This window comes from Spirillospora sp. NPDC048823 (assembly GCF_043198445.1).
Classification (GTDB): Bacteria; Actinomycetota; Actinomycetes; order Streptosporangiales; family Streptosporangiaceae; genus Spirillospora.
The window spans coordinates 66,842-85,875 of record NZ_JBICUT010000020.1 but is presented as its reverse complement, the minus strand read 5'-3'; the positions used below and the strand labels follow the sequence as shown (position 1 = coordinate 85,875).

The 19,034-nt window shown below is 71.2% G+C and carries 18 protein-coding genes; 9 read left to right on the top strand and 9 right to left on the bottom strand.

From position 1 onward, the window contains the following. Positions 1-34: 34 nt before the first annotated feature. On the bottom strand, positions 35-787 hold the full coding sequence (locus ACGFK0_RS33505) for a TetR/AcrR family transcriptional regulator (RefSeq protein WP_392912297.1): 753 nt from the start codon (positions 785-787) through the stop codon (positions 35-37). Between the two features lie 130 nt (positions 788-917). On the opposite strand from ACGFK0_RS33505, the gene ACGFK0_RS33500 reads away from it, so the two are divergent. The 5 genes from ACGFK0_RS33500 (at position 918) to ACGFK0_RS33480 (ending at position 5,139) form a co-directional block, all read left to right on the top strand. Continuing rightward, positions 918-1,898: an ATP-binding cassette domain-containing protein gene (locus tag ACGFK0_RS33500; RefSeq protein WP_392912295.1), complete on the top strand. Its 981-nt coding sequence runs from the start codon at positions 918-920 to the stop codon at positions 1,896-1,898. Then, positions 1,895-2,725 carry an ABC transporter permease gene (locus ACGFK0_RS33495; protein WP_392912293.1) on the top strand — a complete coding sequence of 277 codons (831 nt, stop codon included), beginning with the start codon at positions 1,895-1,897 and terminating at the stop codon, positions 2,723-2,725. The genes ACGFK0_RS33500 and ACGFK0_RS33495 overlap by 4 nt, the downstream gene beginning before the upstream one ends. A gap of 127 nt (positions 2,726-2,852) precedes the next feature. Next, positions 2,853-3,206, top strand: coding sequence for a cupin domain-containing protein (locus ACGFK0_RS33490; protein WP_392912291.1), 354 nt, complete (start codon positions 2,853-2,855; stop codon positions 3,204-3,206). A 165-nt stretch (positions 3,207-3,371) separates the two neighbouring features. Further along, positions 3,372-4,463, top strand: coding sequence for an adenosine deaminase (locus ACGFK0_RS33485; RefSeq protein ID WP_392912289.1), 1,092 nt, complete (start codon positions 3,372-3,374; stop codon positions 4,461-4,463). A 7-nt stretch (positions 4,464-4,470) separates the two neighbouring features. Continuing rightward, positions 4,471-5,139, top strand: coding sequence for a PH domain-containing protein (locus ACGFK0_RS33480; protein ID WP_392912287.1), 669 nt, complete (start codon positions 4,471-4,473; stop codon positions 5,137-5,139). 34 nt (positions 5,140-5,173) lie between these two features. Here the strand turns inward: ACGFK0_RS33480 and ACGFK0_RS33475 are convergent, their stop codons facing one another. From ACGFK0_RS33475 to ACGFK0_RS33465, 3 genes are read right to left on the bottom strand one after another with little or no spacing between them, the layout of a single operon-like run. Next, positions 5,174-6,964, bottom strand: coding sequence for a phospho-sugar mutase (locus ACGFK0_RS33475; protein WP_392912284.1), 1,791 nt, complete (start codon positions 6,962-6,964; stop codon positions 5,174-5,176). Positions 6,965-6,992: 28 nt separating this feature from the next. Then, positions 6,993-7,793, bottom strand: a complete 801-nt coding sequence (locus ACGFK0_RS33470) for a purine-nucleoside phosphorylase (RefSeq protein ID WP_392912282.1) — start codon at positions 7,791-7,793, stop codon at positions 6,993-6,995. 52 nt (positions 7,794-7,845) lie between these two features. Continuing rightward, positions 7,846-8,298 carry a gamma-glutamylcyclotransferase gene (locus ACGFK0_RS33465; protein ID WP_392912280.1) on the bottom strand — a complete coding sequence of 151 codons (453 nt, stop codon included), beginning with the start codon at positions 8,296-8,298 and terminating at the stop codon, positions 7,846-7,848. A 187-nt stretch (positions 8,299-8,485) separates the two neighbouring features. On the opposite strand from ACGFK0_RS33465, the gene ACGFK0_RS33460 reads away from it, so the two are divergent. Continuing rightward, the gene (locus tag ACGFK0_RS33460) at positions 8,486-9,871 is read left to right on the top strand and encodes an NAD(P)H-quinone dehydrogenase (RefSeq protein WP_392912413.1); all 1,386 of its coding nucleotides are present in this window, start codon (positions 8,486-8,488) and stop codon (positions 9,869-9,871) included. 57 nt (positions 9,872-9,928) lie between these two features. Here ACGFK0_RS33460 and ACGFK0_RS33455 read toward each other — a convergent pair whose 3' ends face one another. Together ACGFK0_RS33455 and ACGFK0_RS33450 are read right to left on the bottom strand one after the other, a co-directional pair. Then, the gene (locus ACGFK0_RS33455; RefSeq protein ID WP_392912278.1) at positions 9,929-11,209 is read right to left on the bottom strand and encodes an SLC13 family permease; all 1,281 of its coding nucleotides are present in this window, start codon (positions 11,207-11,209) and stop codon (positions 9,929-9,931) included. A gap of 130 nt (positions 11,210-11,339) precedes the next feature. Beyond that, positions 11,340-11,798: a CBS domain-containing protein gene (locus tag ACGFK0_RS33450; RefSeq protein ID WP_392912276.1), complete on the bottom strand. Its 459-nt coding sequence runs from the start codon at positions 11,796-11,798 to the stop codon at positions 11,340-11,342. A gap of 306 nt (positions 11,799-12,104) precedes the next feature. On the opposite strand from ACGFK0_RS33450, the gene ACGFK0_RS33445 reads away from it, so the two are divergent. Further along, positions 12,105-12,764 carry a response regulator gene (locus ACGFK0_RS33445; protein WP_392912274.1) on the top strand — a complete coding sequence of 220 codons (660 nt, stop codon included), beginning with the start codon at positions 12,105-12,107 and terminating at the stop codon, positions 12,762-12,764. A 51-nt stretch (positions 12,765-12,815) separates the two neighbouring features. Here ACGFK0_RS33445 and ACGFK0_RS33440 read toward each other — a convergent pair whose 3' ends face one another. Continuing rightward, the gene (locus ACGFK0_RS33440) at positions 12,816-13,892 is read right to left on the bottom strand and encodes a histidine kinase (RefSeq protein WP_392912272.1); all 1,077 of its coding nucleotides are present in this window, start codon (positions 13,890-13,892) and stop codon (positions 12,816-12,818) included. 148 nt (positions 13,893-14,040) lie between these two features. Here ACGFK0_RS33440 and ACGFK0_RS33435 point away from each other — a divergent pair, with 148 nt between their 5' ends. Then, positions 14,041-14,751, top strand: a complete 711-nt coding sequence (locus ACGFK0_RS33435) for an SPFH domain-containing protein (RefSeq protein ID WP_392912270.1) — start codon at positions 14,041-14,043, stop codon at positions 14,749-14,751. Here ACGFK0_RS33435 and ACGFK0_RS33430 read toward each other — a convergent pair. Then, entirely contained in the window at positions 14,640-16,097 is a 1,458-nt protein-coding gene (locus tag ACGFK0_RS33430) for a hypothetical protein (protein ID WP_392912268.1), read from the bottom strand. The genes ACGFK0_RS33435 and ACGFK0_RS33430 overlap by 112 nt on opposite strands. A gap of 144 nt (positions 16,098-16,241) precedes the next feature. Then, complete coding sequence (locus tag ACGFK0_RS33425) at positions 16,242-18,005, bottom strand: acetyl/propionyl/methylcrotonyl-CoA carboxylase subunit alpha (protein ID WP_392912265.1); 1,764 nt, start codon at positions 18,003-18,005, stop codon at positions 16,242-16,244. 226 nt (positions 18,006-18,231) lie between these two features. Between ACGFK0_RS33425 and ACGFK0_RS33420 the strand changes: the two genes are divergently transcribed. After that, positions 18,232-18,774: a hypothetical protein gene (locus ACGFK0_RS33420; RefSeq protein ID WP_392912263.1), complete on the top strand. Its 543-nt coding sequence runs from the start codon at positions 18,232-18,234 to the stop codon at positions 18,772-18,774. Positions 18,775-19,034: the final 260 nt, after the last annotated feature.

The following is a 19,034-nucleotide window of genomic DNA, read 5'->3' as shown; positions in this document are numbered from 1 at the left end:
GGCGGCGCCTGCCGTGCCCTGGCGAGCCGGCGGATCAGCGGGGCTTGTCGATGAAGGACGCGAAGCCGTCGTGGAGGCGGGTCAGGCCGAAATCGAAGAGCTGCTCGTAGGAGAAGTCGAAGGTGTCGTCGGCGAGGGCGGCCATGGTCGGGAAGGCGCCGCTGTTCATCGCGTCCATGAGGGCCGGGGCCTGGGCCTGCCAGAACTCCTCGTTGCTGACGCCGGTCCGCTTCTCGGCGCGGCGTTCGTTGATGTAGCTGCGCGCGACGCCGTCCACGTAGTCGTGCTGGACGCCGATCATCATCATCAGCGCCCGGTCGTCGATGCCGACGGGACGCAGCAGCCCGAGTAGCCGGTCGAGGCCGCGCAGGCCGTTGGGGCCGAGGAGCGGGCGGCTCTGGTCCACGAACGGGTACCAGGGGTGGTCCATGCACAGCCGCCAGTGGTGGTGGGCCTCGGCCGTCAGGATCTCCCGCCAGCCGCGTTCCCCGTCCTGCTCGGGGACGTCGATGACGTGGTCGAGCATGAGGTCCAGCAGTTCGCTCTTGCCGGGGACGTAGCGGTAGAGCGACATCGTCCCGACGCCCAGGTGGGTCGCGATGACGCGCATGGACAGCGCTTCGAGGCCCTCGGTCTCGGCGAGTTCGTCGGCGACCTCGACGGCCGCCGCGACGATCCGGTCGAGGCTGAGCGTGGGCGGGCGTCCGCGGGCCGGGCGGGTCCGGTCGCCCCACAGCAGCTCCAGGCTCCGTCCGAGGTCGCGTTCGCCGCCGTGCTCCGTCGTCATCGTTCGCCCTGCTCCGGCCTGTGCGGCACCGGCCGGTGCCGCAGTACAGACGCTATCGTCCCTACTTCGAGTATGGTGTACGCGTATTAGTGTATGGTGTACCCAAAGTGAGTCCGGAATGGGAGGCGGCATGGCGGACGACGCGATCCTCGCCGAGGGGATCCGCAAGAACTACGGAGACGAACACGCGCTCGACGGCTTCGACCTCGCCGTGCCGAAGGGCATGGTGTACGGCCTGCTCGGCCCGAACGGCGCGGGAAAGACCACCGCCGTGCGCATCCTGGCCACGCTCGTCCGGCTGGACGGCGGGCGGGCCGAGGTGACCGGGCTGGACGTCGCCACCCAGGCCCGGCAGGTCCGCCGGCGGATCGGGCTGGCGGGGCAGCACGCGGCGGTCGACGAGGTCCTGACGGGGCGGCAGAACCTGCGCATGTTCGGCAGGCTGTTCCACCTCGGCAAGAAGCGGGCGGCGGAGCGCGCCGACGAGCTGCTGGAGCGGTTCGACCTGGTGGAGGCCGCCGACAAGGGGCTCAAGGAGTACAGCGGGGGTATGCGCCGACGGCTCGACCTCGCCGCCAGCATGATCCTGGCGCCGGACGTCCTGTTCCTGGACGAGCCGACCACCGGGCTCGATCCGCGCGGCCGCAGCGAGGTGTGGCAGTCGGTCCGGTCGCTGGTCGCGCAGGGCACGACCGTCCTGCTGACCACGCAGTACCTGGACGAGGCGGACCAGCTCGCCGGGCGCATCGCCGTCCTCGACCACGGCAGGGTCATCGCGGACGGCACCCCCCGGTCGCTGAAGCAGCTGATCGGCGGCGACCGCATCGAGGTGGTGGTGCGCGACCCCGCGACGCTGCCCGCGACGGCGGCCGTGGTCGCCCGCGTCGCGTCCGCCGAGCCGCGGATCGACGAGGCCGCGGCGCGGGTCCACGCGCCGGTCGCCGAACGCGTGGCCGCGCTGACCGAGGTGGCCCGCACCCTCCAGGACGACGGCGTCGACGTGGAGGACATCGGGCTGCGGCGTCCCACGCTGGACGAGGTGTTCCTGCGCCTCACCGGACACCACGCCGACGACGAGAAGGAAGACGCGAAGGAAAGGGTGCAAGCGTGAGCGCCGAAAGCATGGCGGCCGCCGACGACGGACTCGGCACGCGCCTCTACTGGGCCGCCGCCGACAGCTGGACGATCGTCCTGCGCGGCCTGACCCACTACGTCCGGCAGCCCAGCAACATCGCCTGGCAGCTCGGATTCCCCATCGTCTCGGTGCTGCTGTTCGGCTACGTCTTCGGCAGCGCGATGTCGGTCCCCGGCGGCGGCGACTACCGCGAGTTCCTCATGCCGGGCATGTTCGGCATGACGATGGCGATGGGCTTCATGAACACGGCGTACGTCGTCGTCTACGACAGCGCGCGCGGCGTCACCGACAGGTTCCGTTCGATGCCGATGGCGCCCTCGGCGGTCGTCACCGGACGAGGCGTCGGCGACCTGATCGGCGCGACCCTCGACCTCACCGTCCTGGCCCTGACGGCACTGGCGATCGGCTGGCGCTCCAGTGCCGGCGTCCTCGGCACCCTCGCCGCCTTCGGCCTGTTCCTCCTGCTCCGCTTCGCGCTGATCTGGATCGGCGTGCTCCTCGGCCTCCTGGTGCCCAACGAGGAGGCCGCCGGAAGCCTGTTCGCCGTCGCGTTCCCCTTCGCGATGATCTCCAGCGCGTTCGTGGCCCCGTCCCTCATGCCGGACTGGCTGGGCGCCATCGCGATGTGGAACCCGGTCTCCTCCACGGTGACGGCGTCCCGCGAGCTGTTCGGCAACCCGGCGGCCGTCGGCGGCACCTGGATCGAGCAGAACGCACTGCTGATGGCGATCGTCTGGCCGATCGTCATCACCGCGGTCTTCCTGCCCCTGGCCGTCCGCCGCTACCAGCGCCTGAGCCGCTGACGCCACCGGCCGGGGTACGTCCGGGCCGTCCCCCGGCCAGGGAGCCGGGCAGACCGGCCGTGATGCCTCTTGACGCTGGTCAGGGGTGGTGCGAGCGTGAAAGGTGATGGTGAAAGGGGGACCCATCATGACGGAGATCAAGAGCATCGAGAAGCCGGACGATCGAAGGGACTTCCCAAGAGGACACCTGGAGACCGTCCAGTTGCCGGGCCTTCTGTTCGGCAAGGCGACGTTCGAGCCCGGATGGCGCTGGACGGAGTCGCTCAAGGACATCATGGGCACGGACCTGTGCGAAGCGGACCACAAGGGCTACATCATCCAGGGGCGGCTGCGCATTCGGATGCAGGACGGCTCCGAGGGCGAGGTCGGGCCCGGAGACGTCTTCGCCGTGGCACCCGGCCATGACGCCTGGGTCGTCGGGGACGAGCCATGCGTGGCCCTCGACTTCGGAGGCGGCATGGAGGAGTACGCCAAGGCCTGAGTCCGCCTCGGACCGCCCGGGGGCATGAGGAAGTGCCGGCCGGGCGGCCCGTCCGTCCAGGGGCCCGGGGCTTGGGGCAGGCCCGCGCCGTACGCGGAGGAGCCGCCCGAAATGGACGCGTTCGTCGGCGTCGCACGCAAGCCCTGAGGCGGGTAGCGTCTAGGGATGAACGTTCGGCCGACTTCTGAGGACATTCGGCGCGCGCCGAAGGTGTTGCTGCACGACCACCTCGACGGTGGGCTGCGGCCCGGGACCGTCGTGGACCTCGCGCGAGAGTCCGGATACACGGACCTGCCGGCCACCGACGCGGACGATCTCCGGGAATGGTTCGAGGCGGCCGCCAACTCCGGGTCGCTGGAGCGCTACCTGGAGACGTTCTCCCACACCGTCGGGGTGATGCAGTCCGCCGAGGCGCTCACGCGGGTGGCGTACGAGTGCGCGGAGGACCTGGCCGGCGACGGGGTCGTCTACGCGGAGGTCCGGTACGCGCCCGAGCAGCACCTCACCGCGGGCCTGTCGCTGGAACAGGTCGTCGAGGCCGTCCTCGACGGGTTCGCGCGGGGCCGCGAGGACTTCGGGATCCGGGTCGGGACGCTGGTGACGGCGATGCGGCACCAGGCGCGGAGCATGGAGATCGCCGAGTTGGCCGTCCGGTACCGGGACGCGGGCGTCGTGGGGTTCGACATCGCGGGCGCCGAGGCCGGGTACCCGCCCACCCGGCACCTGGACGCGTTCGAGTACCTGCAGCGGGAGAACGCGCATTTCACCATTCACGCGGGTGAGGGGTTCGGGCTGCCGTCGATCTGGCAGGCGATCCAGTGGTGCGGCGCCGACCGGCTCGGGCACGGGGTGCGGATCATCGACGACATCGAGGTGGAGGGGGAGGACGCCCGGCTGGGGCGCCTCGCCGACTATGTCCGGGACAAGCGGATCCCGCTGGAGATGTGCCCCACGTCCAACATCCAGACGGGCGCGGCGAAGTCGATCGCGGAGCATCCGATCGGGCTGCTGCGGCGGCTGAGCTTCCGCGTCACGGTGAACACCGACAACCGGCTGATGAGCGGGACGACGCTGTCTAACGAGTTCGCGCAGCTCGTCGAGGCGTTCGGATACGGGTGGGACGATCTGCAGTGGTTCACGGTGAACGCGATGAAGTCGGCGTTCGCGCCGTTCAACGAGCGGCTCGAACTGATCAACGGGGTGATCAAGCCCGGTTTCGCGCAGCTCAAGTGGAGCGGCGCCCGGCCCCTGGCATGATCGAGCCATGACCATTCGTTCCACCGGCGGGCATGTCGCGGCGTACGCGTGGCTGGTGTTCGCGGCGCTGAACATCGCCGACCTGGCGATCGGCATCACCGGCGAAGCCGACTATTCGCTGATGACGCTCGGCATCGGCATGGTGCTGCTGCTGGGCTGCGGGATCGCGTACACGGTGGGCCTACGGCCCGCGATCGTCGGGGATGATGAGGCCGTCACGGTCCGCAACCCGCTGCGGGAGGCCCGGGTGCCGTGGGGCGCGGTCCGCGGGATCGAGGGCGGGAACGCGGTGGCGGTGCGGTTCACCGGCCCGGACGGGACGGAGCTGCAGACGCGGGCCTGGGTTCACCAGACGTCGCCGCGCGCCCAGGCCAAGGCGGAGGCCCGTGCCCGCAAGGAGGAGAGCAAGACGCCGGGCATCGATCTGCGGGGGCGGACGCCGGCGGCGTACGCGGCGCAGCGTCTGAACGAGATCCTCGACCGTCAGCGTCCGAAGACCAGGTCGGGGGCACCGGACAAGGCCGCCGCGGCCAAGGCGGAGTCCGGGAAGGCGAAGTCGGCGGCGGGCGGGGAGCCGGTGCGGGGGACGGTGCGATGGTCCGTCCCGGCGGTGGCGTCGCTGGCGGTTCCGGCGGCGGTGCTGGTCGTGCTCGCCATCGTGGGCGCCGTCACCTGAGACGCGTCACACGAGACGCGTTCCCCAGACGCCGTCACGCGAGGGTCGCGGAGAGGTCGGCGCGGAGGGCGTCCAACTCTGCGGCGGCGCGCGCGCGGACCGTGGCGATGTCGTCGTCCACGGGGAGGACGACCTCCAGGTAGCACTTGAGTTTCGGCTCCGTCCCCGATGGGCGGATGACCACCCGTGAGCCTCCGTCCAGGCGGAAACGCAGGCCGTCGGTGGGCGGCAGGCCGTCCACACCGTGGGAGAGGTCGTCGAACGACGTGACGGGCCGTCCGCCTAGCCGGGCCGGGGGATCGGCGCGCAGGCGGGTCATCATGGCCGTGATCAGCGACGAGGGTGAGCGGAGCTCGTCCTTTGAATGGTGGCGGGTGGGGGCTGGAGGACGGTCGTCCGAGCGGAGCTCGTCCTTTGAATGGTGGCGGGTGGGGGCTGGAGGACGGTCGTCCGAGCGGAGCTCGTCCGTTGAATGGTGGCGGGTGGGGGCTGGAGGACGGTCGATCCTGATGGACAGCTGGGACGTGGCGTGCAGGCCGTGTTCGCGGGCCTGGTCGTCCAGGAGGTCGAGCAGCGTGCGGCCGTCGCGGCGGGCGCCGGCGGCGAGCGCGGCGACGGCGAGCGCGGCGGCGATGCCGTCCTTGTCGTTGACGAGCACACCGCGGTCGTCGCCGACGCTGTAGCCGATCGCCTCCTCATAGCCGAACACGAGCCGGTGGCCCGCGCCGCCCGCCTTCATGATCCATTTGAAGCCGGTGAGGGACTCGGCGAACCGGACCCCGTGCGCCGCCGCGATGGAGCGCAGCAGCGACGACGACACGATCGTGGTGACGACCAGGCGGTCGTCACCGGTGGTGTGCCGCAGGACGTGCTCGGCGAGCAGTGCCCCGAGTTCGTCCCCGGTCAGCGTCCGCCAGCCGCCGCCGTCCGGGACCGGGACGGCGACCGCGCAGCGGTCCGCGTCGGGGTCGTTGGCGATCACGAGGTCGGCGCCGCGGGCGTCCGCCAGCCGCAGCGCCAGGTCGAGCGCGCCCGGCTCCTCCGGGTTCGGGAACGCGACGGTCGGGAAGTCCGGGTCGGGTGCGGCCTGCTCCGGAACGACGACCGGGGCGGGGAATCCGGCCCTGTCGAACGCCTGGAGCAGGATGTCCCGTCCCACCCCGTGCATCGGCGTGTACACGACGGAGATGTCGCGGTCGTCGCCGAGCCGCAGCGACGACACCGCGTCCAGGTAGAGGCCGGCGTCCTCGTGGACGGGCCACCGCTCGCCGAGCGGCAGTTCGTCCACGCGGCCGACGGCGTCGATCGCGGCGGAGATCTCCGCGTCCAGCGGCGGGACGATCTGTGCCCCGTCGGCCCAGTACACCTTGTAGCCGTTGTCGCGCGGCGGGTTGTGGCTGGCCGTCACCATGACGCCCGCCACGATGTCATCGAACGTCCGGGTGAAGTGGGCCAGGACGGGCGTCGGCACCGGGTCGGCGAACACCTCCGGCCGCAGGCCCGCGCCGCTGAGCACGGCCGCCGTGTCGTCGGCGAACCGCCGCGAGCCGTGCCGCGCGTCGAATCCGATGATCACCCGGCCGCCGCGGGGGAGGCGGGCGGCGAGCCCGGCGGCGGCGCGCATCACCGTCACCCGGTTCATCCGGTTCGGCCCGGCGCCCAGCTCGCCCCGCAGCCCCGCCGTCCCGAACTCCAGCCGCGCGCCGAACCGGTCGGCGAGGGCCTGGTCGCCGCCCTCGTCCAGGAGCGTCCGGAGTTCGGCGCGGGTGCCCGGGTCGGGGTCCTGCGCCAGCCACTCCTCCGCCTGCGCGCGAAGATCGCTCATACCTTGGTCTTCTCCACGGCCCACGAGTTCAAAGCTTGGTCAGGACGGTGCCGAGCAGGGTGCCCATGCGGCCGGCGGACGCGCGTCCCGCGGCGAGGACCTCCTCGTGGTCGAGCGGCTCGTCCGACAGCCCGGCCGCGATGTTGGTGACCAGCGAGATCCCGAGGACGTCCGCGCCGCCCTGCCGTGCCGCGATCGTCTCCAGGACGGTCGACATCCCGATCATGTCGGCGCCCAGCGTGCGCAGCATCCGGATCTCGGCGGGCGTCTCGTACGTCGGGCCGCGGAACGCCGCGTACACGCCCTCCGACAGCGACGGGTCGGCCTCCTTCGCGAGGGCCCGCAGCCGCGCCGAGTACGCCTCCGTCAGATCGAGGAACGTCGCGCCGGTCAGCGGGTTCGCGCCCGACAGGTTCAGATGGTCGGTGATCAGCACCGGGTCGCCGATCCGCTGGTGCTCGGGCCGCAGCCCGCCCGCCGCGTTGGTCAGCACCATCGTCCTCACCCCGGCGGCGAGCGCCGTCCGGACGGGGTGCACCACCGCGTCGACGCCGCGTCCCTCGTACAGGTGCGTCCGGCCGAGGAACACCAGGGCGCGGTGCTCGCCGACCTCCACGACGCGGATGCGTCCCGCGTGGCCCTCGACGGCGGGCGGCGCGAACCCCGGCAGGTCCGTCACCGGCAGCTCCGCGGCGGGCTCGCCGAGCGCGTCGGCGGCGGGGACCCAGCCGGAACCCATCACGAGGGCGACGTCGAAGGAGTCGATGGACGTGCGGGCGCGCAGTTCGTCCGCGGCGCTCCTCGCCAGTGCAAAAGCGTCGTTGCTCACATCGCCGACACTACAGGCGTGATCGCCGCGCCCCCGCCGTGCCGCCCGGAGGTCAGTCCCCCAGCGACTTGCAGGGACGGGTGCGCAGGTCCTTGACGTAGTCGTCGGGTGCGCCGGCCTTCTCCGCCGCGTCCGCGAGGATGCCGAGATAGCGCGCGGACGGGAGCCCGCCCTCGTAGTCGTCCAGGACGTACAGCCAGCACAGCACGTCGCCGTCGAGGGTCTCCACCCGGACCCTGGTCTTGCGGTAGACGCCGAGCGCGGCGCCCTCCCAGGCGTCGAGCTCCTTCTCGTCCCAGGCGGGCACGTCGTACATGACGACGAAGACCTGCTCGGAACCGTCCTCGACGACCGTCGCGAGGGCCCCGTCCCAGTGCTTGTCCTGCCCCCCGAAGGTCAGCCGCCACCCGGCCAGCCAGCCGGTGCCGCGCATGGGGGAATGCGGAGCCCGGCTCGCCATCTGCTCGGGATCCATGTTGGAGGCGTACGCCGCGTACAGTGCCACGTTGGCCAAGGCTAACTCACGCGCGCGCCGCGACCGGGGTGAAGCGCGGATTGCGGGCCGCGCGTATCCGGGTATTCGGCGGCCGGCACCGAAATGAGGCGCCGCCACCGGCCGTCCCGCGGATGTGCGGCGGAAACCGGTCCGCTGCGGGACTTTTCACTGCCGGGAGTAGGAAAGAATGGAAGATGTGACCCGCATCGTGATCATTGGAGGAGGCCCGGGCGGTTACGAGGCCGCGCTCGTCGCGGCGCAGCTCGGCGCCGACGTGACCGTCGTCGAACGCGACGGCCCCGGCGGCGCCTGCGTGCTCACCGACTGCGTGCCCTCCAAGACGCTCATCGCCACCTCGACCCGGATCTCGGTCATGTCCGAGTCGGCGGGCCTCGGCCTGCGCTTCAACGGCGGCCCGGACGGGATCGTCGGGGCCCTGGAGGCCGACCTCGCCACCGTCAACACCCGCGTGAAGGACCTCGCGCGGGCCCAGTCGTTCGACGTGGCGGAACGGCTCGCCTACGAGGAAGTCAAGATCGTCCGTGGTGAGGCGCGGCTGGTCGAGCCGCATGTCGTCGCCGTCGGCGACCGGCGCATCCGGGCCGACATCGTGCTCATCGCGACCGGCGCGACGCCGCGCGTGCTGCCCGGGGCCGAACCGGACGGCGAACGCATCCTGAACTGGCGCCAGCTCTACGACCTGCCGGAACTGCCCGAGGACCTGATCGTCGTCGGGTCCGGTGTGACGGGCGCCGAACTGGCCGGGGCCTACCTGTCGCTGGGATCGAAGGTCACGCTGGTGTCGTCGCGCGACCGGATCCTGCCGACCGAGGACGCCGACGCCGCGTCCGTCCTGCAGGAGGTGTTCCTGCGGCGCGGGATGAACGTCATGTCGCGGTCCAGGGCGGCGGGCGTGGAGCGATCCGGCAACGGCGTGATCGTCACGCTGGAGGACGGGACGAAGGTCGAGGGCACGCACTGCCTCATGACCGTCGGGATGGTGCCGAACACCACGGGCATCGGCCTTGAGGAGGTCGGCGTCCAATGCGACGCGCGCGGCTTCGTGGAGGTCGACAAGGTGTCGCGGACGTCCGTCCCGCACATCTACGCCTCCGGTGACTGCACCGGCGTCCTGATGCTCGCGTCGGTCGCCGGCATGCAGGGACGCATCGCCATGTGGCACGCGCTGGGCGAGGCCGTGCAGCCGCTGAAGCTCGGCTGGGTCGCGTCCAACATCTTCACCGACCCCGAGGTCGCGTCGGTCGGCGTGACGCAGCACATGGTCGACTCCGGGGACGTCAACGCCCGGACGGTCATGCTGCCGCTGTTCACCAACGCACGGGCCAAGATGCAGGGCTTCGAGGACGGTTTCGTGAAGCTGTTCTGCCGCCCGTCCACCGGGATCGTCCTCGGCGGCGTCATCGTGGCGCCGCGGGCGAGCGAGTTGATCCTGGGCGTGTCGATCGCCGTCCAGCAACACCTGACCGTCAACCAGGTGGCCCAGACGTTCGCGGTCTACCCGTCGCTGTCGGGCAGCATCACCGAGGCGTCCCGCCGCCTGATGGCCGAGCACGCCTACTGAGAGACGTGCCCGGCCACTCGGTCGAGCGACGGGACCGCTGGAAGTGCGGCGTGCCGCTCAGAAGTAGCGCAGGGCCACGTACGCCCACGCCATCACGGTGCTGACGACCGTGACGCCCACCCCGTAGCGGGTGAACTGCCAGAAACTGATCGGGTGACCGGTCCTGGCGGCGATGCCGATCGCGACGACGTTGGCGCTCGCGGCGACGGCCGTCCCGTTCCCGCCGAAGTCGGCGCCGAGCGCGAACGACCACCACAGCGCGTCGGCGGTCTGCGGGTCGGCCCCGGCGGCCATCCCCTCCACGATCGGCGCCATCGTCGCCGTGTAGGGGATGTTGTCGAAGAACGCGCCCAGTACGGCGGATCCGAACACCAGCGCGGTGGCGGCGGCGAAGTAGTTGTCGCCGATCGTGTCCGCTGCCCAGGTGCCGATGTTCTCGATGACGCCGGTGTGCCCGAGGGCCGCCACCATCACGAACAGGCCCATGAAGAACACCAGGACGCCCCATTCGACCTCTTTGAGGACGTCCGAGACTTCGACCTTCGTGACCAGCAGCATGACGCCCGCGCCGATGAGGGCCACGATCGACGGCTCCACGTGCAGCACCGAGTGCAGCGAGAACCCGACGATGATCAGCCCCAGCACGATGAGGCATCGCACGAGCAGCTTGTGGTCGGTGATCGCCTTGCGCTCGTCCAGCGCCATCACCTCGGCCACGTACCGCTCGTCGAACGTGAACGACTTGCGGAAGATCCACCGCGACATCACCACGAACGTGATGAAGATGATCACCACGATCGGCGTCATGTGCACGAGGAAGTCGTTGAACGTCAGCCCCGCGCGGCTGCCGATGATGATGTTCGGGGGATCCCCGATCAGGGTGGCGGCGCCGCCGATGTTGGACGCCAGCACCTCCGCGATCAGGTACGGCTGGGCGGGGATGCGCAGCCGGTTGCAGACCACCACCGTCACCGGCGCCACCAGCATGATCGTGGTGACGTTGTCCAGGAACGGCGAGGCCACGGCGGTGATGGCCATCAGCATCACCAGCAGCCGGTACGGTCTCCCCTTCGAGCGCTTGGCCGCCCAGATCGCCAGGTACTCGAACAGCCCGGTGCCCTTGATGACGCCGACGACGATCATCATGCCGAGCAGCAGGAAGATGACGTTCCAGTCGATTCCCGCGTGCTCGGAGAAGAAGACGTCGGCGCCCGAGGTCAGCCCGAGCACCGTCATCAGACCGGCCGCGACAAGGACGACCTTGACCTTGTCGATCTTCTCCGTCGCGATGAAGAAGAACGCCACGACGAAGATGGCGAGCGCGGCAACGGCGCTCATGGCGCGTCCCTTTCTTGCGCGCCGTCGAGCGAGGTGCCGTCAAGCGGGATGCGGATGAACGGTGTGCCGTCGGAGTGTGCGCCCGGCGGGCGCGCGATTTTTGGGCGCGTACCTCTTGCCGGCGCGTCCCTCAGTCGTCGGGCCTGGTCAGCGCCAGTGCCGACAGCAGCCGGTCCAGAATGACCGCGCCGGCGAGCAGCCCTGCCTCGTCGACCACCGCGACCAGCGGGCTCCGGTGCCGCGCCATGAGCGTGGCGATCTCCAGCAACGTGGCGGACGGTTTGACGCTGACCGGGCGGGCCGTGGGCGCTCCAAGGCAGTCCCCGACCCTCATGTCGCTTATCTCGTGCCAGAACACGTCCGCGTGCGCCTCGTCCACGGTGCGGCTCAGTGCCTGGTCCTCCTGATAGGCGGCGGGCACCGCCAGCTTCAGCACCTGCGTCCCGGGCAGGACGACCCGGGGGCGCTGCTCCTCGTCCACGACGATCAGTCCGGGCAGGCGGCCGAGCGCCATGACCTGAATCGCGTGGGCGATCGAGTCGCCGAGTGTCACGGTCGGCACCTGTACGGCGATGTCCCGCGCTTGCATGGTTTCCTTTCGGCTTCCGGAGAGCCTGGTTCCCAGGGCTGATAGGTTCCTCCTCCTAACGCCGGGGGCGGTCCTGTCGCAGGACGGCCTCCGCGGCGCCTTGGGCAGGGCACCGTGTCCGGTGCCCGATCGCTGTGCCATGCGTCCGCCCCTTTCTGCGTACACCGTCCAGTCTTTGCGGCGGCGGACCGCATCGGCATCGGGGCCGGCACCCATATGGGCCAGGAGGAATCATGTATTTGTGGTTCGCCCAGTCCGGGCTGAGCTGGGATCTGCCTACCATGGAGGCGAGACCGGAGGTGATCGGTGCACGCTCGGGAGACCCGCACCCGGATACTGCTGGCCGATGATCATGCACTGGTGCGCCGCGGGCTCCGGCTGATCCTGGACGCCGAACCGGACCTGACCGTCGTCGCCGAGGCCGCCGACGGCGCCGAGGCCATCGAGGCGTGCGCCGGCACCGAGGTCGACCTCGCGATCCTCGACATCGCGATGCCGCGCATGACGGGGCTCCAGGCCGTCCGGGAAATCTCCCGGCGGTTCCCCTCCGTGCGGACGCTGATCCTGTCGATGTACGACAACGAGCAGTACCTGTTCGAGGCGCTCAAGGCCGGCGCGTCCGGCTACGTGCTGAAATCCGTCGCGGACCGCGACCTGCTGCACGCCTGCCGCGCCGCGATGCGGGGCGAGCCGTTCCTGTACCCCGGCGCCGTCAACACCCTGATCCGCGAGTACCTCGCCCGGGACCGGGACGGCGACGGCCCCGAAAGCCTTCTCACCCCACGCGAGGAAGAGATCATCAAGCTGGTCGCGGAGGGGTACTCGTCCAAGCAGATCGCCGAGATGCTGACGATCAGCATCAAGACCGTCGACCGGCACCGCGCGAACATCCTCGGCAAGCTCGGCATGCGCGACCGGCTGGAGCTGACCAAGTACGCCATCCGCGTCGGCCTCGTCGAGCCCTGACCCCCGCCCGCCGCTCGCCCCGCCCGCCGCCCCACCTGTCGGGGGCCGCGCTCAGGTTCTGGCGGGGTACTGGCCGCGCCGCGCACCCGGCGGTGGTATGACGAGCTTGACCTCGGTGCCGCCGCCGTCGGCCGGGCCGATGTCCAGCTGCGCCCCGATGAGCATCGCGCGTTCCTGCATCCCGTGGATGCCGGAACCGAGCTCGACGGGCGGCCCCGAGCCGTCGTCCACGACCCGCAAGATCACCCGGCCGCCGTCGTCGCGTGCCAGCGACAGCTCCGCGTTGCTCGCGCCGGAGTGCCGCCACACGTTGGTCAGGCCCTCCTGCGCGATCCGGTAGATCACCAGCTCGACGTCGGGCCCGAGGTCGTCCAGGCCGGTCTGGACGCGGCGCGTCACCCGCGGCCCGCCCGTCCCGGAGAAGTCCCCGGCGAGGGAGCTGAGCGCGCTGGTCAGGCCGAGATCGTCCAGTGTGCCGGGACGCAGCCGGCGGGCCACCCGGCCCACCTCGTCCAGGCTCGACCGGACCAGTTCCTGGACACCCCGCAGGTCCTCCGCCACTTCGCCGGGCGCCCGGTTCACCACCGACTTCAGCTCCAGCAGAACCACGGTGAGGCTCTGCCCGATCTCGTCGTGGAGTTCCTGGGCGATGCGGCGCCGCTCGGCCTCCTGCGCGTCCAGGACCACGGCCGTGCTGATGCTGCGGTCGGCCTCCAGCCGGTCGAGCATCGCGTTGAAGTGGTCGACCAGCCGGAACAGGTCGCGGTTCGGGGTCGTCGCGAGCCGGTCGCCGGAGCGCAGCGAATCCAGGCGCGCCATCAGGGTCGTGAGCCCGTCCAGCGGTGCCAGGCTCGCCCGCAGCAGCAGCGCGTTCGCCGCCACCATCAGCGCGATGCCGATCGCCAGGACGACGAGTTCGCTCAGCAGGACCGGCGAGGACACCGTGACGGGCGCGAAGGCCAGGATGGCGGTGCCGATCACGAAGATGAGCCCGTTGGTTCCGAGGATGCGCCAGAACAGGCCCGGCACGGGCGTCCTGGGCAGGCGCCGCGGCCGCCCGGCGTCCGGCCCGGCGTCACGGCTCCCGGGGTCGGTGCCGGCCGCCGGTCCGGTCTCACTCGCGCTCATGGAACCAGGTCACCCCACAAAGCCCGTCGTTGTCCATTCAGTGCGGCTCCGAGCAGGGCGGCCACCGGCCCGGGACGTGTTCCGTCTGCATGGTGCGCGCCCGCGAAATGAGCACTCGCCCCGATGGTGATGAGGTGTTCCTCCGCCCATGGTGGAGGGTGAGGACACCGGCGACGACCCAAGGGAGGCCGAGGTGGGGCAGCAGGCGGGAAACCTGGTCGCACAGGACGGCCCCCTGAGCGCCCGCTCGGCGTTCGTGATCGTCGCCGGGCTCCTGGTGGCCATGGTGATCGCCTCCGGGTTCCGGCGGGTCGGGGCGTCCGAACGGCTCGTCGTCCGGCGGTTCGGGAGGACGCGCGGCGTCCGCGGGCCGGGGCTGCGGTTCCTGCTCCCGCTCGCCGACACCGGCGTGCGCGTCCCCATGGGGATGCGGCCGCACGACATCTGGGTCAAGGCCACCACCAGGGACGGCGTTCCCGTCCGCGTCAAGGCGCTCGCGATGATGGGGGCCGACGACCCCGTCAGGTACGCGTCCGCAGCGGATACGCCGTCCTCGGCCGCGCAGGCGACCACCGCGGTCGCGCTGCGCGATGTGATAGCGGACCGGGACCTGGCGGACCTGCCGTCCCTGATGGCCGACGGGGACGACGCCGATCTGGTCCGGCGCGTCAACGAGGCGGTCCGGCCCTGGGGAGTGGCCGCGAACCTCGTTTCCATCACCGACGCGACGGTCCCGGTCCGCGCCGCTCAGAACCCGCCGAAGTCGCCGCCTCCGCCGAACCCGCCGAAGTCGCCTCCGCCGAAGTCCCAGCCTCCGCCGATGTCGCCGCCTTCCGCGCCCATGCCCTCGCCGCCGTAGCCGCCGTAGCCGAACCCGCCGCCCATCATCGAGCCGAGCATGGTGCCGATCATCATGCCGCTGAGCAGGTCCATCCCACCGTAGCCGCGGTAGTAGCCGCCGGCGTAGGGGCCGTACGCGGGGCCCGCGTCCCAGTACGGGCGCCGGACGCCGCCGTACGGCACCATCCGGACGTCCGGGTCCGTCCCGTGCAGGACGGCGTCGGCGTCGGCCTCGCACGCCGGGACGGAACGCGCGACACCGCCGGGCGGCGCCCACGTGACGTCCTTCACGGACGGCCCGTGCTGCGGGTTGAAGAAGCACGGCGCACGCCGTTCGGGGACGGGGTCACCGGAGAGCCGGGCTCGCGTCGCTGTCATGTAGTAGCGGCCGTCCTCCAGCGAGGTCGTGACCTCCTGCATGTCCTGCGGCTGAACGGCGCGTTCGGTCGCCGTCTTGGCGCTGTCGTAGGAGTTCATCGCGCGTTCGTAGTCGGCGCGGATGTCGGGGTCGAGGTCCTTGTCCATGACGTTGAGGTCCAGCCGGGCGATGTCCTCGCCGAGGAGCGTCACGTCCTCCTCCACGCCGCTCTTGAGGTCGGCCATCTCCTGCGCCGCCCGGGTGCGCTGCCGCTTGCGGGAGACGAGGAACGCGGCCGCCACCAGCGCGGCCACCATGATGAGCACGCCGAGGGTCACGAACCCGCCGATCGCGCTCGACCGGGCCTTCTCGTCGACCTTGTTCTCGGCGAGCTCGCCGAACCGGGTCAGCCGGTCCTCCAGCGGCATGCCGTTGGTGCGCGTGACCAGCTGGTTGATCTCGGCCTGGTCGAGCTTCTGGGAGATCGCGCCCATCCGGGCGCCGTCGGCGGTGATCGCGACATAGGTCTCGCCCTCGCCGACGCGCTGCGCGACGGCCGGAAGCAGCTGCCTGACCTGGTCCCTGGTGATGTCGTTGCCGACGACCACGGCGCGGATGTCGGCGTCGCCGGCGCCGGCCAGGGCGGACCGGACCTCGCTCTGGGCGGCCGGGGACAGCGCGTTACCGGCCTCGCTCGTCACGTGGAGCCGCGAGTCGATGAGGCCCTTGGCGATCTGCCCGACGGTGTCGGCGGGCGCGGCCGGCGGCGCGGCGAGGGTCTGCGCCGCGGTCGTCTGCGCCGTGGTCGACTGCGCCGCGGTCGTCTGCGTGGTGGCCATCCGCGTGGTGGCCGTCTGTGCTGCGACTGCTCGTGTGGTTGCGGGCTGTTCCGTGGCGGCCTGTGCGGGGGCGGTGAAGGCGAACGCCGGAACGGCGATCGCGGCGGCGATGATCGCCGAGACGGCGCCCCGGCGTGCCGCCTGGTTGGCCCGGATCTCGGTGCTCATGCCTCCAGTCTGCCCACGTGGAAGCCGGGATCGCTTCCTCCGCAGGACCTATTTGCGGCCGAGTTCAATGGTGGCCGCCCCCCAGACCGGAAACCCCCCTGCCCAAAACCGGGCCGGGTGGCCCCGCCGGCCTCGCAGGCGGGCTCAGCTGTCCTTGATCTCGCAGATGACGGCGCCCGCGGAGACGGTCTGGCCGACCTCGGCGGCCAGTCCGGTGAGCGTCCCGGCCTTGTGGGCGGTGAGCGGCTGCTCCATCTTCATCGCCTCCAGGACCACGATGGTGTCGCCGGCCTCCACCGTCGCGCCGTCCTCGACGACGATCTTGACGATTGTGCCCTGCATGGGGCTGACCAGCGAGTCGCCGGACGCCTGCGCGCCGCCGCCCTTCTTGCCCGCGCGCTTCCTGGCGGGCTGGGCGGCGCCTCCCTGGGCGGCGGACGCGCCCAGACCCGCGGGCAGGACGACCTCGATCCGCCGGCCGCCGACCTCGACGGTGACGCGCTCCCGCTCGCCCTCGTCCTCGTCCCCGGCGACGGACGTCTCGTAGGGCGTGATCCGGTTGTCGAACTCGGTCTCGATCCACCGGGTGTGGACGGAGAACGGCGTCGCGTCGCCCTCCGGGACGAACGCCGGGTCGTCCAGCACCGCCCGGTGGAACGGCAGCACCGTCGGCATCCCGTCGATTTCGAACTCGGCCAGTGCGCGGCGGGCCCGCTCGACCGCCTGCCGGCGCGTCGCCCCCGTCACGATCAGCTTCGCGATCAGGGAGTCGAACGCCTGCGGGACGGTCTGCCCGGCGCCGTAGCCGGTGTCCAGCCGGACCCCGGGCCCGGTCGGCGGCTCCCACCGGGTCAGCGTGCCGACGGCGGGCAGGAACCCGCGCCCGGCGTCCTCGGCGTTCAGCCGGAACTCGATGGAGTGGCCGCGCCGCTCCGGGTCGCCGTACCCGAGCTCCTCGCCGTCGGCGACGCGGAACATCTCCCGGACGAGGTCGACCCCTGTGACCTCCTCGGTGACGGGGTGCTCCACCTGGAGGCGCGTGTTCACCTCGAGGAACGAGATCGTCCCGTCCTGGCCGACGAGGAACTCGCACGTCCCCGCGCCGACGTACCCGGCCTCCTTCAAGATGGCCTTGGACGAGGTGTACAGCAGCTCGACCTGCTCGTCCGACAGGTACGGCGCCGGGGCCTCCTCGACGAGCTTCTGGTGCCGCCGCTGCAGCGAGCAGTCGCGGGTGGACACGACGACGACGTTGCCGTGCTTGTCGGCCAGGCACTGCGTCTCGACGTGCCGCGGCTTGTCCAGGTACCGCTCGACGAAGCATTCGCCGCGCCCGAACGCTCCCACGGCCTCCCGGACGGCGGACTCGTACAGCTCGGGGACCTCTTCGAGCGTCCGTGCCACCTTCAGGCCGCGCCCGCCGCCGCCGTACGCCGCCTTGATCGCGATCGGCAGGCCGTGCTCCTCCGCGAACGCGACGACCTCGTCCGCCCCGGAGACCGGGTCCTTGGTGCCGGCGACCAGCGGCGCACCGACCTTCTGGGCGATATGCCTGGCCTGCACCTTGTCGCCCAGCGCGATGATCGCCTCGGGCGGCGGGCCGATCCACGTGAGCCCCGCGTTCTGCACGGCCGTCGCGAAATCGGCGTTCTCCGCCAGGAAGCCGTAGCCGGGGTGGACGGCGTCCGCGCCGGCGTCGGCGGCGATCTTCAAAAGCCTCTCGATGTTCAGGTAGCTCTCGGCCGCGGTCCGCCCACCCAGGGCGAACGCCTCGTCGGCGACCCGAACGTGCAGCGCCTCCAGATCGGGCTCGGCGTACACCGCCACACTGGCCAGCCCCGCATCGCGACAGGCACGGGCTATACGAACCGCGATCTCACCGCGGTTGGCGATCAGGACCTTGCGCACGTGGGTCTCCTCCCTCAACCTCGCACGCAGTCTAGATAACCGCCGTTCCAGGTTTTCGTAAGCCCCTCCTTATTGCGCGGCAACGCCCGTGCCAGGCGGTCTGCGGCCGCACGCCGGGCACGGGACCGGGGACGTGCTCACCGGTGACCGTTCCGCACCGGCCCGCCGGCCGGCGGGTGTAATCTTCGGCTCGGATCTGCTCGGCTCCTATCAGCGGGAGAGGCCGATGGTTCGCCCGTGGCCCCGGGTCGGCCTGACGGTCGCCCTGGCCGCCTGCCTGCTGGCTCCCTCGTCCACCGTCCGGCGGGAGAGCCCCGTCGTGGACGCCGACGTCACCCGGCAGCTCACGATCGCCGCGAGCACGCTGCTGCGGCACCGCTCGCAGGCCCTCGTCCAGAAGCACCCTCGTGACGGCGCGGCCGTGCCCCGCGAGGTGTACGGCGTCCGGATCTCCCCGCGGCTCGCGCGCTCCCAGGAACGGGCCGTCCGCGAACTGGAGAACCGCAACCGCGCCCCCGTCGAGGGCGGCCCCGCCTACACCGGTGCCCGCACGAGCCTCGACGAAGGACGCGCCGTCCGGAAGGGGGACCGCATCACGCTGGAGGCGGTCGAGCACACCGTCGTCCGGTACGGCAGCGGCAAGGTCACCCAGTCGGTGCGGCGCCGGTTCGTGTTCCGGACCCGGGGCGAGCAGATCACCCTGATCGCCGAGCGCGTCCTCGACCCGGACGCGCACCCGGTGAACGACCCGGTCTCGCCCGCCCGCTGACGCGTTCCGCCGAATTGCGCGGCCGGGCTCTGAAAATGCTTTGACGGGGAGTAATTGCGCCGGTCACAAGGCATGTGGAGTAGATGGTCTGGCCACATTCGGACACGCTGGAATGCCGCGGACAGAGCCGTTTCAGCGGGGGTTCCACGTGGTGGGCCTGGATCAACGTGATGGATGAGGCGTAGGCTGACGCCGGTGGTAAGCCGTTTCCGCCCGCAGTTGAGGAAAGGCTCCATTCTTCAGGACGCCATTCACTGACG

Coding starts and splice junctions, on each gene's coding strand:
- ACGFK0_RS33430 (WP_392912268.1), bottom strand. CDS start 16,097: ATGAGCACCGAGATCCGGGCCAACCAGGCGGCACGCCGGGGCGCCGTC.
- ACGFK0_RS33505 (WP_392912297.1), bottom strand. CDS start 787: ATGACGACGGAGCACGGCGGCGAACGCGACCTCGGACGGAGCCTGGAG.
- ACGFK0_RS33475 (WP_392912284.1), bottom strand. CDS start 6,964: ATGAGCGATCTTCGCGCGCAGGCGGAGGAGTGGCTGGCGCAGGACCCC.
- ACGFK0_RS33435 (WP_392912270.1), top strand. CDS start 14,041: ATGGTGGAGGGTGAGGACACCGGCGACGACCCAAGGGAGGCCGAGGTG.
- ACGFK0_RS33485 (WP_392912289.1), top strand. CDS start 3,372: ATGAACGTTCGGCCGACTTCTGAGGACATTCGGCGCGCGCCGAAGGTG.
- ACGFK0_RS33455 (WP_392912278.1), bottom strand. CDS start 11,209: ATGAGCGCCGTTGCCGCGCTCGCCATCTTCGTCGTGGCGTTCTTCTTC.
- ACGFK0_RS33420 (WP_392912263.1), top strand. CDS start 18,232: ATGGTTCGCCCGTGGCCCCGGGTCGGCCTGACGGTCGCCCTGGCCGCC.
- ACGFK0_RS33440 (WP_392912272.1), bottom strand. CDS start 13,892: ATGAGCGCGAGTGAGACCGGACCGGCGGCCGGCACCGACCCCGGGAGC.
- ACGFK0_RS33450 (WP_392912276.1), bottom strand. CDS start 11,798: ATGCAAGCGCGGGACATCGCCGTACAGGTGCCGACCGTGACACTCGGC.
- ACGFK0_RS33480 (WP_392912287.1), top strand. CDS start 4,471: ATGACCATTCGTTCCACCGGCGGGCATGTCGCGGCGTACGCGTGGCTG.
- ACGFK0_RS33500 (WP_392912295.1), top strand. CDS start 918: ATGGCGGACGACGCGATCCTCGCCGAGGGGATCCGCAAGAACTACGGA.
- ACGFK0_RS33490 (WP_392912291.1), top strand. CDS start 2,853: ATGACGGAGATCAAGAGCATCGAGAAGCCGGACGATCGAAGGGACTTC.